Genomic DNA, 12,837 nt, shown 5'->3' on the forward strand with positions numbered 1-12,837 from the left:
GGATGGCGGACAGGGCTGCCGAAAACCACCTGTGGTCTGGACCACTTGGCGACTTCGGGGGGTGTACCGGGCAATCCCGGTGGGGAGGGGAGGGGGTTGCCGCTTACGCTGTGGGGCATGAGCAAGTCGCCTGGGGAGCGCGTGCCGGTCCGGTCGTTCTGGTGGTGGAAGCGGCCGCGCAGCGCTTTCCTGGACATCGGGCTGGCCCTGCTCGCCGCGGTGGAGTGTGCGACCAGCACGATCGCCTTCCTCTCCGCCCGGATCCACGTCACCACCGCGGGAGCGGTCGGCATAGCCGTGCTCGGCACGCTGGCCGGCGGCTCGCTGGTGGTGCGCCGGCGCTGGCCGGCCGTCCCGGTGCTGGTGACGCTGCTGGTGATGCCCGGAATGCTGGGCGTGGTGCTGCTGGTGGTGGCGCTGTACACGCTGGCCTCGACCTGGGAATGGCCCTCGCGCCGCCGCCGGGTGGTGGCGCTGTCCGCGCTGGCCTTCGCCGAGGCGGCCGCCGTGATGGCGGTGTCGCTGATGACGCCCGAGGACTCGCCGGTGGACCCGCCGCCGCTGTGGGGTCAGATCCTGCTGTCGCTGCTGGTGTCGGTCGGGCTGACCGTCGCCCCGGTGGTGACCGGGCTGTACGTCGGCGCGCGGCGGCGGCTGATCGACTCGCTCAAGGACCGCGCGCACGGCCTGGAGACCGAGCTGGACCTGCTCGCCGAGCAGGCGCAGGAGCGCGCCCGCCGGGCCCGGCTGGAGGAGCGCACCCGGATCGCCCGGGAGATGCACGACGTGGTGGCGCACCGGGTGTCGCTGATGGTGGTGCACGCCGGGGCGCTGGAGCGGATAGCCGGCAAGGACCCGGCCAAGGCGGCGCAGAGCGCCAAGCTGATGGGCGAGGTGGGCCGGCAGGCGCTGAACGAACTGCGCGAGATCCTCGGGGTGCTGCGGATGGACGACGAGCGGCAGCCGGAGCCGGACTCGCTGGCCGGGCTGCCGCGGCTGGTGGACCAGTCCAGGGCGGCCGGGATGGCGGTCACCCTGACCGTCAGCGGCAGCCGGCAGGAGTTCACCGGCGAGGCCGAGCAGACCGCCTACCGGGTCGTCCAGGAGGGCCTGACCAACGCGCACAAGCACGCCGGCGGCGCCCAGGTGTCCGTCCTGCTCTCGTACGCGCCCAACGGGGTGCGGGTGGCCGTGGTGAACGCCTGCCCGGGCGGCGAGGACGGCGCGGCGAAGCTGCCCAGCGGGGGCAACGGGCTGGTCGGGATGCGGGAGCGGGTGATCGCGCTGGGCGGCACCTTCTCCTCCGGGCCGGAGGCGGACGGGGGCTTCCGGATCGAGGCGGTGCTGCCGTCCCGGCTGGCGGTGCGGGCCGAGCGGCTGCGCTGAGCCGTCCTCAGCGCCCTTACCCGGCGCCCCGCGTCACTCCTCGGCGGTGCGCAGCCGTTCCGGGACGGTGCCCAGCACCAGGGTGGAGATCGCCTGGTCGATGCCGTGGCCGAGGAACCACTCGCCGGTGTGGTCCAGGCTGTAGACCCGGCCCTCCTCGTCGACGGCCAGCAGCGCCTGCCCGTACGCCTCCTCGCCGAGCGGGGCCAGCCGGGTGCCCAGCGCCCGGCCCAGGTCGAGCAGGGTGCGCGGCTGGTGCAGGCCGCACAGCGGGTCGATCAGGAACGGCGTGCGGGCCAGCTGGCGGCCCGGGCCGGACAGGTCGAAGGCGAGGCCGCCGAACTCGGCCCAGGCCTCCACCGCCGCCGGGAAGACCACGTGCCCGGCGCCGGTGGGAGCGCCGTACCCGACCAGGGTGTCGGCCCACTCCTCGGCCTGCCGGATCTGCCAGCGGCCGGGGTGCCAGCCGGCCGCCTTGAGCTCGGCGGCGACGTCGGCGGGGAAGCGCGGACGGGTCCGCGGGCCGGCGGGGGAGAGGGTGGCCGGTGCGGGCGGGACGGGCGGGTTCAGGGCGGGCTCCAGGGCTGGGGGACGGGGGGACGGGCCGACACGCGGCCGGTCAGTGCGCGGGCGGCCCGACGGCGACGCTGCGCACGGTGAAGTGCTCCAGCATCGGGTCGCAGGAACGGCACGGCGGGGCGTGGCTGCCGTGCGCCGGGTCGCCCTCCTCGCGGATGCGAACGGTCGTCATCCGGGAGCCCTTGAGCGCCTTGCGGGCCTCGTGCAGGGTCATCGGCTTGCGGGCGGCCCGCTTGGAGCGCCGGCCGTCGACCCCGGTCAGGTACTGGGAGAGCAGGACGGCCTCCGGACAGCGGCCGGTGAAGCGCTCGCGGGCCTCCGGCGGCAGGGTGTCCAGGAAGTCGGCGACCAGGTGGTGCAGCACCGGGCGGCGCGGGTCCTTGTCGCCCGCCAGGGTGTGCACCTCGCCGCCCTTGAGCGACAGCGCGGCGGCGACGGCGGGCAGCAGGCTGTCGCGGTGGTGGCGCAGCACGGGCGGGCCCGCCGGCTCACCGGTGGTCATCCGTCGTCCTCCTCCTCGTGATCCGGCGTCGGCCGGAGCGACCGGGCCGGTCCTGGGCAAGCCTGTCAAACGGCACCGACAACCGCACAACCGGGGTGCGGCGGCGGCCGGTGCCGCGACGGACCGGGCGGGCGGACACCCGGCGCCGGTCGAACGCGCATGCGTCCGTCACGACTTGTCCGCTGATCCACCGGCACCGGCCCCGGGCCCCCGGGGGAGGTGCCGGTGGCGAGCCGGAGGGGCCGGCCGCGGACCGACCCCGCGGCCCGCGGCCGGGGCCCCGGTCGTCCGCCTGGCAGACGGGGGGTTGAAGGCAGGCCCTAGGCTGGTGCCCAGCAAGCACCGTATTTGCAGCAGCCAGTGGGGGCTCCCAGATGACGACAGGTCGGCCCGGCGTCGCCGCCGCACCGAACGCGGCGTACGCAGGTCAGGTGGTGCAGTTCCCGGACCCGGTCCGCGCGGAGCGGCACCCCGCCGGGGTCAGGGTGGACGAGTACGGCTTCCCGGACTTCGGCCCGTACGCCGCCGCGGCGGCCGAGGTCGCCGACCCGCCGGAGGGCTTCGGCGTGGACGAGCTGCGGCTGACCGACTACGTCTCGGCCAACGCCGCGCTCTACACCCAGGGCCACCCGCTCTGGGCCGACCTGCCGACCGCCGTCGCCACCCCGCCCGGCTGGACCTGGCACCACGCGGTCGGCCGGGCCGCCCCCGGCTGGCGGCGGATGGAGCTCGTCCCGGTCGAGGTCAAGGCGCTGCTGCGGCACCACGCCGGCCTGGCCACCTCGGCCGCCGACCACACCCGCCGCGGCACCCGCCCGCTGCAGGAGCGCCGGCCGGTGCACTTCGCGCTGGCCATGGACGGCGGCGACCCGATCGGCGTCCCCGAGGACCTGGTGCAGCGCGCCGAGCAGCGCCTCGGCTACCGGCTGCCCGACGCCTACCGGACCTTCCTCAAGCTGGGCGGCGGCCGCGCCCCCGTCGGCGTGGCGCTGGACACCGAGCTCGGGCTGCTGCTCGACCAGCCGTTCCTGACCCTCACCGAGGAGTACGGCACCGAGGACCTCGTGTACGCCAACAAGTGCCTGCGCGACCACCTCACCAAGGACTACCTGGGCATCGCCTACGCGCAGGGCGGCCTGGTCGCGCTCAAGGTGCGCGGCGAGCGGGCCGGCTCGGTCTGGTTCCACCTCTACGACGACGCCCGCGACAACGGCGCCCCGGAGGCCCCGGAGGACCGCTGCGCCCGGCTGCTGCTGCCCTGCGGCGAGGACTTCGACGCCTTCCTGCTGCGGTTGGCGGGCAGCCCGCCGGAGCTGGAGACGGTCGCGGAGCTGATGGTGGACGGCGGGTTCGCCCGGGCCGTCCCGGTGGGCTGAGGCGCGTGGTCTCGGTGGTCGCGGTGGTGTCGGTGGAACGGGGGACGAAGAGGATGCGGACAGGGGTGAACCGGGCGTGGTGACGTACGCGCAGGCGCAGGAGCTCGCCGAGGAGTGGATCAACGGCGGGGTGCCGCGCTCGCAGCAGCGCGAGGTACGGGTCCGGGAGTTCGACCTGGGCTTCGTCTGCTGGGCGGTGGCGCCCGCGGGCGACGGCTCTGGCGGTACGGGCGGGAGCGGCGGCTCGGGGGAGGCGCGGCTGGTGATCGCCCGGGACTCGGGCGCCAGTACGCTCTGGCCCGCGCTGCCGGTCAACGAGGTGGTCCGGCAGTACGAGGAGGTCTACGGGCGGCCGGTGGCGGCCAACCCGGCCGGGGCGGCGAAGCCCGCGCCGGGGCCGGTGGAGGCGACCTCCTTCCTGCTCAGCCCGCCGCAGTGGCTCCAGGAGGCGGGGGCCGCGGCGATCGCGGCGGAGGCGGAGCGGCTCGGGACGGCTCCGGCCGGCCCGCAGGGGGAGGCCGCCGATGCCGCCGAGACTCCGGCTGCCGCCGCTGCCGCTGCTCTCGCGCCGGTCGAGGAGCCGCCGGCTCCGGTTCCCGCTCCGGCTCCGGCTCCGGCTCCGGCTCCTGCTCCGGCGCCGCGGCCGGCGCCTGCTGTGCTGACCGAGCCGCCGGTCTCCGACCGGCCCGCCGGGGACGCGCCGACCATGCTCGCGCCGCCCCCGCACGACGAGCCGGTGCCGCCGCCCGCGGCGCCGCCCGCGCCCGTCGCACCTGTCGCTCCCGCGCCCGTCCCGCCCGTCGCTCCCGTGGCGCCCGCCGGGCCGGGGCAGCCGTCGGCCGGGGACGAGGCCGCGACCGTCCTGATGCCCGAGGGGCTGCGGATCACCGGCTCGGACCGGCCCGAGCCCGCCGCGCCGGCCGGTGCCGAGGCCGCGACCATGCTGATGCCGCCGACGAGCGGCGGCTACGGCATGCCCCCGGTCCCGCCGCCCGCCGCCGAACCGCCCGTCGCCCCGCCGGCCCCGGTGCCCGCCCCGGCCGCCGAGCCGGCGCCCACCCTGCTCGCCCCGCCGGACGCCGTGCCCGGGCTGATGGGCCTGCCGGGTGCCCCGGCCGGGCCGCCCGCCGACGGTGCGCCGGTGGAGCAGGCGCCGACGATGCTGGCCCCGCCCGGCGGTGTGCCCGGCCCCGGTGGTCCGCCGGGTGCCCCGGCCGCGCCGCCCGCCGGCGGCCCGCAGGTCGAGCACGCCCCGACGATGCTGGCCCCGCCCGGCGGTCTGCCCGGCCTGGCCGGTCTGCCCGGTGCCCCGGGCCCCGGCACTCCGGCTCCCGGCACCCCTGTCCCCGGTGCCCCGGAGGGCGCCGCGGCGCAGGGCGGGCTCGGCCGGGGCGCGGCTTCGGTCCCGCCGCCGCCCCCGCCGGCCGCGCTGCGCGGTGGCCCCGCCGGTGCCCCCGGCGCGGGCGCAGCCCCCGCCGGGCTGGGGCGCAACGCGGCTTCGGTCCCGCCGCCGCCCCCGCCCGCCGGGCTGAAGCACACCCCGGGCTCCGGCACGCCCGCCGCCGCCCCCGGCGGCCGCGGCGCCGCCTCCACCCCGCCGCCTCCGCCTCCGGCGGGTCTGCGCGGCGGGGAGGCCCCGGCGGCCCCGCAGGGTGGTCCGTCCGCCGCCGGTCCGTCCGCTTCCGGGACGGCCTACGAGGCGACCCAGCTGGCGGGCGCGATCGACCCGGCGCTGCTGAGCGGCCCGGCGGACCCGGGCACCCCGCCGTCCGGCGGCCCCGCCGTCCCGCCGCCGCCCGGCGGCCCGGCGGCCCCGGCCGCGCCCGCGGCCGGCTACGGCTACCCGAACGCGGGCGGTGCCGCCGGGGTCGTCCCGCCGGCGGCGGCGCCCGGCTCGCCGCCGTCCGCGCAGGTGCCCCCGGGCGTGCCCGCGGTCGGCCCGGGGTACTTCGCCGCGCTCAGCTACCGGGGCCCGGACGGCTCGGAGCAGAAGCTGCTGCACCGCAGCGAGCCCGGCACCCCGCACCCGGAGTGGAAGATCCTCCAGGACCTGCGCCGGCTCAACGTGCCGCCGGAGCAGGTGCTGGAGCTCTACACCGAGCTGGAGTCGTGCGACCTGCCGGGCGGCTACTGCAACCGCATGATCGCCGCGTCCTGGCCGAACGTCCGCCTGACCCACACCGCCCCGTACGGCCGGGACCACGCCTCCCGGCAGGCCGGGATGGCCGAGCTGCTGGACCACCTGGACGAGCTGCACCAGCTGGCCTCCGGCGCCCAGCGGGTCCGCCCGTTCCGGGTGCCGCTGCCCGCCCCGGGGACGGTCCAGGCGCTGCCGTCGCTCCCGCCGCAGCAGCTGGCCCAGGAGGCGGGCGCCGCCTTCGGGCAGAACCTGTTCCGCTACGAGCAGCGCGCCGTCTCCCGCCAGGGGGTGCCCGAGCCGGTGTCCCAGTCCCTGATGTGGGCCGGGCTGCCGCGCGACTTCGGGCCGTTCTTCTGGGCGCAGGCGCAGGAGGGCCGTCCGATCCCGACGCTCGCCGAGCTGGCCGCCGAGCGCGGTCTCGGCGCGGGCCCGGACTTCGGCGGCTACCTGGTGCTGGGCAACGACTACGGACGCCAGCTGTGCGTCCAGTACGGCACCGCGCACGTGGTGGCCGTGGACATCGATGGAACCGGCCAGCCGCCCCGGTTCGTCAACAGCGGTGTACCGGAGTTCGTCCGCTCGCTGGCCCTGCTGGGCCGGATGTGGCGGCTGCGGTACGGGCTGACGCCGGACCAGGCCGGTCGCTGGACGACCGACTTCCAGGCCCAGCTCGCCGCGATCGACCCGGCGGCCCTGCAAAACGCGGACACGTGGTGGGCCGTGCTGCTGGAGCAGTTCTGGGACGGCCTGCTGTAGCGGACCGTCGCTGATCCTCGCAGGTGGGAGGGGTCGTTCCGGTGTCCGGAACGACCCCTTCAGCATGCCGCCGCAGCTGTGCCTCGTTGGGGTTTCGCCCGGATCTGCGCAAAATAGGTCAAGAGGATGGGTCTATTCGTCCGGTCCTCGACACATTCCGGTCCGTACGGCGACGGAATCCGGCCCCGGGCTCCGAACCGGTTCCGGATCCGTCCGTTCCGTCCGATCATGGGCTCCGCAGCCCGCGAAACGAGGGGAAGAGCCCATGAGCGACGCCGTCCCCCAGTACGGCTTCACCCAGGCCCGCCGTGGCTACGCGCCCGAGCAGGTCGAACGAGCCCTCGCCGCTCTCACCGCGCAGCGGGACGAGGCGTGGGAGCGGCTGAGCGTCCTGGGTGCAGGCATCCGGCAGATGGAGGCCCGGCTGGCCGACATCCGCCGGACCGCCGAGGAGGCCCCGGACCCCGACTACCAGGTGCTCAGCGAGCAGGCCGCCGGACTGGCCGCGATGGCCGAGAACGAGGCGCGCGCCGTCCGGGAGAAGGCCGAGCGCTTCGCCGAGGACCTCCGGGACGAGGTCTACGAGGCCGGGCAGGCGGCCGCCAGTGCCGCCAAGGAGTACGCCGCCGCGACCCGGGCCGACGCGGACGCGGCCGCCCGCCGCACCGAGGAGCGGACCCGGGCCGAGGCCGAGGGCATCCGGTCCGACGCCGACCGGGAGAGCCGCGCCGTCCGGGACGCCGCCACCGCCTACGCCGCCAAGGTGCGGGTGGCCGCCGCCGAGGCCGGCGAGCAGGCCGAGGCCGAGCTGGCCGCCCGGCGCCGCAAGGCCGACGAGACCTTCGCCGCCGCCCAGGCCAAGGCCGACGCCGAGGACGCGGAGGTGTCGGCGACCGCCGAGCGCCGGGTCAAGGAGGCGGAGCAGCAGCGGGAGACCGTGCTGAACCGGATCAAGCAGCTGGAGACGGACGCCCAGGCCAAGGCCGACCAGCTGATCGAGCGGGCCCGCCGGGAGGCCGAGGAGATCAACGCGGCGAGCGAGCGCGAGCAGCGCGAGTACGACGCCCGGCTGGACACGGTGCAGCAGCACCTGGACCACATCAAGGCCACGCTGGCCTCGCTCACCGGGGCGGCGGTCGGCCAGATCGAGCCCGAGGCGGCGGCCGCGGCGGCCCGGGCCTCCCGGGACTCCGCCGAGGTGGCCGTGCCTGCGCCGCCGGCGCCGCGGGACGAGGTGGCGGACGCCGCCGTCGATGCCGGGCCGGTGGACGACGCCGCGCCGGTGGACTCGGAGGCGGACACCGGGGAGATCCCGGTGGCGAACCTGCGCAAGGCCCTGGCCTCCGAGGCTCCGGCCGGGGGCAAGGCGCCCGTCCAGGAGCAGTCCGCGACCGTGCTGCGGACCCCGGTGGTCGGCAGCAGCGCCACCAAGGCCATCGGCGGGCGGGTGGCGACCGGCCCGGTGCCGCCGAAGCCGGCCGCGCCGCCGGCCGGGGAGACGGTGGACGGGACGGCGGGCGACGGGCCGGCGGCCGGAGCCGCCGACGGGAAGCCCGCCGCCGGGGACGGCACCGGGAAGCCGTCGGAGGACGAGACCCGGATCGTGCCGAAGATCATCATCGTGGACGACGGCAGCGACTACGCGACCCCGCACACGGTGAGCTACCGCCGCCGCTGACCTCCGGCCGGCCGCGCTTCGCGAAGGCCCCGACCGCCCCCGCCGGGCGGCCGGGGCCTTCGCCGTGCCGGGCGGGCGGGCCGGCGGCCGGACGGCGGGGCCGTGCGGCGGGCCGGTGGCCGGGTGGCCGGGCGGGCCGGGCGGGCCGGGAGACGGGGTGGCGGGTTCGGGAGGGGCGGCCGGCCGGCGGGGTGGGCCCCGGGAACGGAAGAGGCCGAGACCCGTGGCGCCCTCCAGGAAAGGGCGCCACGGTTCCCGGCGCTTGGGCGGGCGCCCCCACCCAGGGCCGCCCGGCCTCGCACCTCCGACCCCCATCGGTGGTGCGACAGTGCCCCCGCAGCCATCCCCCACGGTTGGGTGCGGCGGGCACGTTCACCATGGTGCGCGATCTCCATGGACGGGCAGTGACAGGAGTATGTCCAGTTCGTGGCGGATAGCCGAGCCCGGTCCGGTACGGCTCCCGGTTGGTTCGTCCACCGGGCGGACCGGTGCTCCGTCCTGTCGTTCGTCCTCGGATGTGCCCCTGACAAGTCTGCCCGGAAGGCGCCGGGACGGCCGGGGGTTCGGCCCCCGACCCGGCCCGGAGCCGGTCCTGATCAAGCCGCCGACGGCCCCGGTCCGGCCCCGCCGAAGGCGTGCACCGCGTGCGTGTCCGTGCCTCGGCGTAGGCTGGAGACCCCCGGCCGCTCGGCGTGCCGGGCCGTTCGCGTTGCCCCGGCGGGCCTTCGCCGCCCGGGGGCAGCACCAGCCACGGGACGAAGAAGAGACCCCAGATGAGTCTGACCGGACTGCTCGATGTCGTCGCGCGGGACGCGGCGCTCGCCGAGGCGATCGAGGCGGCCACCGCCCCCGGAGCCGCGGCCGGCGGACGCCGCCACCTGGACCTGGTGGGCCCGCCCGCCGCCCGGCCGTTCGCCGTCGCCGCACTGGCCCGCGCGCTCGCCGGGCAGGCCGCCGGGGACCACGGCCGCCCGGTGCTCGCCGTCACCGCGACCGGCCGCGAGGCCGAGGACCTCGCGGCGTCGCTGCGCTCGCTGCTGCCCGCCGACGCCGTCGCCGAGTTCCCGGCCTGGGAGACCCTGCCGCACGAGCGGCTGTCGCCCCGCTCGGACACCGTCGGGCGCCGGCTGGCCGTGCTGCGCCGGATCGTGCACCCGCGGGCGGACGACCCGGCGGCCGGGCCGGTCCAGGTGATCGTCGCCCCGGTCCGCTCGGTGCTCCAGCCGCAGGTCAAGGGGCTGGCCGAGCTGGAGCCGGTGGCCGCGCGGCGCGGCGAGTCGTACGACCTGGAGGAGGTGGCCCGCCGGCTCTCCGCCGCCGCCTACGCGCGCGTCGAACTGGTCGAGAAGCGCGGCGAGTTCGCCGTACGCGGCGGCATCCTGGACGTCTTCCCGCCGACCGAGGAGCACCCGCTGCGGGTGGAGTTCTGGGGCGACGAGGTCGAGGAGATCCGGTACTTCAAGGTCGCCGACCAGCGCTCGCTGGAGATCGCCGAGCACGGCCTGTGGGCGCCGCCCTGCCGGGAGCTGCTGCTCACCGACGAGGTGCGGGCCCGGGCCGCCGAGCTGTCCGCCGAGCACCCCGGGCTGGCCGAGATCCTGGACAAGATCGCCGAGGGCATCGCGGTCGAGGGCATGGAGTCGCTGGCGCCGGTGCTGGTGGACGACATGGAGCTGCTGCTGGACGTGCTGCCGCTCGGCTCCGTCGCGGTGGTCTGCGACCCGGAGCGGGTCCGCACCCGGGCCGCCGACCTGGTGGCGACCAGCCAGGAGTTCCTGCACGCCTCCTGGGTCGCGGCCGCGTCCGGCGGGGACCGTCCGATCGACCTGGAGGCCATCGACGTCTCCGCCGCCTCGCTGCGCTCGCTCGCCGAGGTGCGCGAGCACGCCGACCGGATCGGGCTGCCCTGGTGGTCCGTCAGCCCGTTCGCGACCAGCGAGTCGACCGTCGACGGCATCCTGGAGTTCGACGCCAACACGCTGACCCTCGGCATGCACGCCGTCGAGGCCTACCGCGGCGACACCGCCCGGGCGATCGCCGACGCCAAGGAGCGGCTGGCCGCCGACTGGCGGGTCGTCATGGTGACCGAGGGCCACGGCCCGGCCTCCCGGCTCGCCGAGGTGCTGGGCAACGAGGGCATCCCGGCCCGACTGGTCGCCGACCTCGCGGAGGCGCCCACCCGGGACGTCGTCCACGTCTCCTGCGGCTCCATCGAGCACGGCTTCGTCGACGAGAACCTCAAGCTCACGGTCATCACCGAGACCGACCTGTCCGGCCAGAGGTCCTCCACCAAGGACATGCGCCGGATGCCCTCGCGCCGCCGCAACGCGATCGACCCGCTCGCGCTGGTGGCCGGCGACTACGTCGTCCACGAGGCGCACGGCGTCGGCAAGTACGTCGAGATGGTGCAGCGCACCGTGCAGGGCGCCACCCGCGAGTACCTGGTGCTGGAGTACGCCCCCGCCAAGCGCGGCCACCCCGGCGACCGGCTGTTCGTGCCGACCGACCAGCTCGACCAGGTCACCAAGTACGTCGGCGGCGAGGCCCCGACGCTGCACCGGCTCGGCGGCGCGGACTGGGCGAAGACCAAGCAGCGGGCCAAGAAGGCGGTCAAGGAGATCGCCGCCGACCTGATCAGGCTGTACTCGGCCCGGATGGCCGCCCCCGGCCACACCTTCGGCCCGGACACCCCCTGGCAGCGGGAGCTGGAGGACGCCTTCCCGTACGCGGAGACGCCGGACCAGCTGACCACCATCGCCGAGGTCAAGTCGGACATGGAGAAGTCCGTCCCGATGGACCGGCTGATCTGCGGCGACGTCGGCTACGGCAAGACCGAGATCGCGGTGCGGGCCGCGTTCAAGGCCGTGCAGGACGGCAAGCAGGTGGCGGTGCTGGTGCCGACCACGCTGCTGGTGCAGCAGCACTTCTCGACCTTCGCCGAGCGCTACGCCAACTTCCCGGTGACGGTGAAGGCGCTGTCCCGCTTCCAGACCGACAGCGAGGCCAAGGCCGTCCTGGAGGGGCTGTTCGAGGGCTCGGTGGACGTCGTCATCGGCACGCACCGGCTGTTCTCCTCCGAGACCAGGTTCAAGGACCTCGGCCTGGTCATCGTCGACGAGGAGCAGCGCTTCGGCGTCGAGCACAAGGAGCAGCTGAAGAAGCTGCGCGCCAACGTGGACGTGCTCACCATGTCCGCGACCCCGATCCCGCGCACCCTGGAGATGGCGGTCACCGGCATCCGCGAGATGTCGACCATCACCACCCCGCCGGAGGAGCGGCACCCGGTGCTGACCTTCGTCGGGCCGTACGACGAGAAGCAGATCTCGGCCGCGATCCGGCGTGAACTCCTGCGCGAGGGCCAGGTGTTCTACATCCACAACCGGGTGGAGTCGATCGACAAGGCGGCCGCCCGGCTGAAGGACCTGGTGCCCGAGGCGCGGATCGCCACCGCGCACGGGCAGATGGGGGAGACCCAGCTGGAGAAGGTCGTCGTCGACTTCTGGGAGAAGGAGTTCGACGTCCTGGTGTCGACCACGATCGTGGAGTCCGGCATCGACATCTCCAACGCCAACACCCTGATCGTGGAGCGCGGCGACACCTTCGGCCTCTCCCAGCTGCACCAGCTGCGCGGCCGGGTCGGGCGCGGCCGCGAGCGCGGCTACGCGTACATGCTCTACCCGCCGGAGAAGCCGCTCACCGAGACCGCGCACGAGCGGCTGGCCACCATCGCCCAGCACACCGAGATGGGCGCCGGCATGTACGTCGCGATGAAGGACCTGGAGATCCGCGGCGCGGGCAACCTGCTCGGCGGCGAGCAGTCCGGGCACATCGCGGGCGTCGGCTTCGACCTCTACATGCGGATGGTCGGCGAGGCGGTGGCGGAGTTCCGCGAGTCGCTGGCCAACGGCGGGGCGCCGGAGGAGGAGCCGCTGGAGGTGAAGATCGAGCTGCCGGTCGACGCCCACGTGCCGCACGACTACGCGCCCGGCGAGCGGCTGCGGCTGCAGGCGTACCGCTCGATCGCGGCGGTCAACTCCGAGGAGGACATCACGCAGGTCCGGGACGAGCTGGTGGACCGCTACGGCAAGCTGCCCGAACCGGTGGAGAACCTGCTGATGGTCGCCGCGCTGCGGCTGTACGCCCGGCGGTGCGGGATCTCGGACATCACCCTCCAAGGCTCCAACGTCCGCTTCGGGCCGGTGGAGCTGCGGGAGTCCCAGCAGTTGCGGCTGAACCGGCTCTACCCGCGCAGCCAGGTGAAGGCGGCGGCCCAGCAGCTGCTGGTGCCGCGCCCGAGCACCGGACGGATCGGCGGCAAGCCGCTGGTCGGGCGGGAACTGCTGGGTTGGTGCACCGAGTTCCTGTCGGCCATGTTCGACGACCTGGCGGGCGCGAAGAAGTAGCGTCCGCCCTCCGGGTG

7 protein-coding genes are annotated in these 12,837 nt (G+C 76.0%); 5 read left to right on the forward strand and 2 right to left on the reverse strand.

Features of this window, described 5'->3' with window-relative positions; translation table 11 throughout:
* Positions 1–117: 117 nt before the first annotated feature.
* Positions 118–1,386, forward strand: a complete 1,269-nt coding sequence (locus ACIQI7_RS25845) for a sensor histidine kinase (protein WP_401113806.1) — start codon at positions 118–120, stop codon at positions 1,384–1,386.
* Positions 1,387–1,419: 33 nt separating this feature from the next.
* On the opposite strand, the gene ACIQI7_RS25850 is transcribed toward ACIQI7_RS25845, so the two are convergent.
* Both ACIQI7_RS25850 and ACIQI7_RS25855 read right to left on the reverse strand, forming a co-directional pair.
* On the reverse strand, positions 1,420–1,956 hold the full coding sequence (locus ACIQI7_RS25850) for an SUKH-3 domain-containing protein (protein WP_401114108.1): 537 nt from the start codon (positions 1,954–1,956) through the stop codon (positions 1,420–1,422).
* Positions 1,957–2,005: 49 nt separating this feature from the next.
* Positions 2,006–2,467 (reverse strand): YwqJ-related putative deaminase, encoded by a 462-nt coding sequence (locus ACIQI7_RS25855; protein ID WP_401113809.1) that lies wholly within the window; start codon positions 2,465–2,467, stop codon positions 2,006–2,008.
* 374 nt (positions 2,468–2,841) lie between these two features.
* Between ACIQI7_RS25855 and ACIQI7_RS25860 the strand changes: the two genes are divergently transcribed.
* From ACIQI7_RS25860 to mfd, 4 genes are all read left to right on the forward strand, one after another.
* Positions 2,842–3,843, forward strand: coding sequence for an SMI1/KNR4 family protein (locus ACIQI7_RS25860; RefSeq protein WP_387749569.1), 1,002 nt, complete (start codon positions 2,842–2,844; stop codon positions 3,841–3,843).
* A 76-nt stretch (positions 3,844–3,919) separates the two neighbouring features.
* Entirely contained in the window at positions 3,920–6,739 is a 2,820-nt protein-coding gene (locus tag ACIQI7_RS25865; protein ID WP_401113812.1) for an SUKH-4 family immunity protein, read from the forward strand.
* A 265-nt stretch (positions 6,740–7,004) separates the two neighbouring features.
* Positions 7,005–8,417, forward strand: a complete 1,413-nt coding sequence (locus tag ACIQI7_RS25870; protein ID WP_401113815.1) for a hypothetical protein — start codon at positions 7,005–7,007, stop codon at positions 8,415–8,417.
* 773 nt (positions 8,418–9,190) lie between these two features.
* Complete coding sequence (gene mfd / locus ACIQI7_RS25875; protein ID WP_401113817.1) at positions 9,191–12,820, forward strand: transcription-repair coupling factor; 3,630 nt, start codon at positions 9,191–9,193, stop codon at positions 12,818–12,820.
* Positions 12,821–12,837 lie beyond the last annotated feature (17 nt).

Origin of the sequence: Kitasatospora sp. NPDC092039, from assembly GCF_044756065.1 — a bacterium.
Lineage (GTDB): Bacteria > Actinomycetota > Actinomycetes > Streptomycetales > Streptomycetaceae > Kitasatospora.

Bases quoted from the DNA above. Each gene is read 5' to 3' on its own strand.
- ACIQI7_RS25845 (WP_401113806.1), top strand. From the start codon at position 118: ATGAGCAAGTCGCCTGGGGAGCGCGTGCCGGTCCGGTCGTTCTGGTGG.
- ACIQI7_RS25855 (WP_401113809.1), bottom strand. From the start codon at position 2,467: ATGACCACCGGTGAGCCGGCGGGCCCGCCCGTGCTGCGCCACCACCGC.
- ACIQI7_RS25860 (WP_387749569.1), top strand. From the start codon at position 2,842: ATGACGACAGGTCGGCCCGGCGTCGCCGCCGCACCGAACGCGGCGTAC.
- ACIQI7_RS25870 (WP_401113815.1), top strand. From the start codon at position 7,005: ATGAGCGACGCCGTCCCCCAGTACGGCTTCACCCAGGCCCGCCGTGGC.
- mfd (WP_401113817.1), top strand. From the start codon at position 9,191: ATGAGTCTGACCGGACTGCTCGATGTCGTCGCGCGGGACGCGGCGCTC.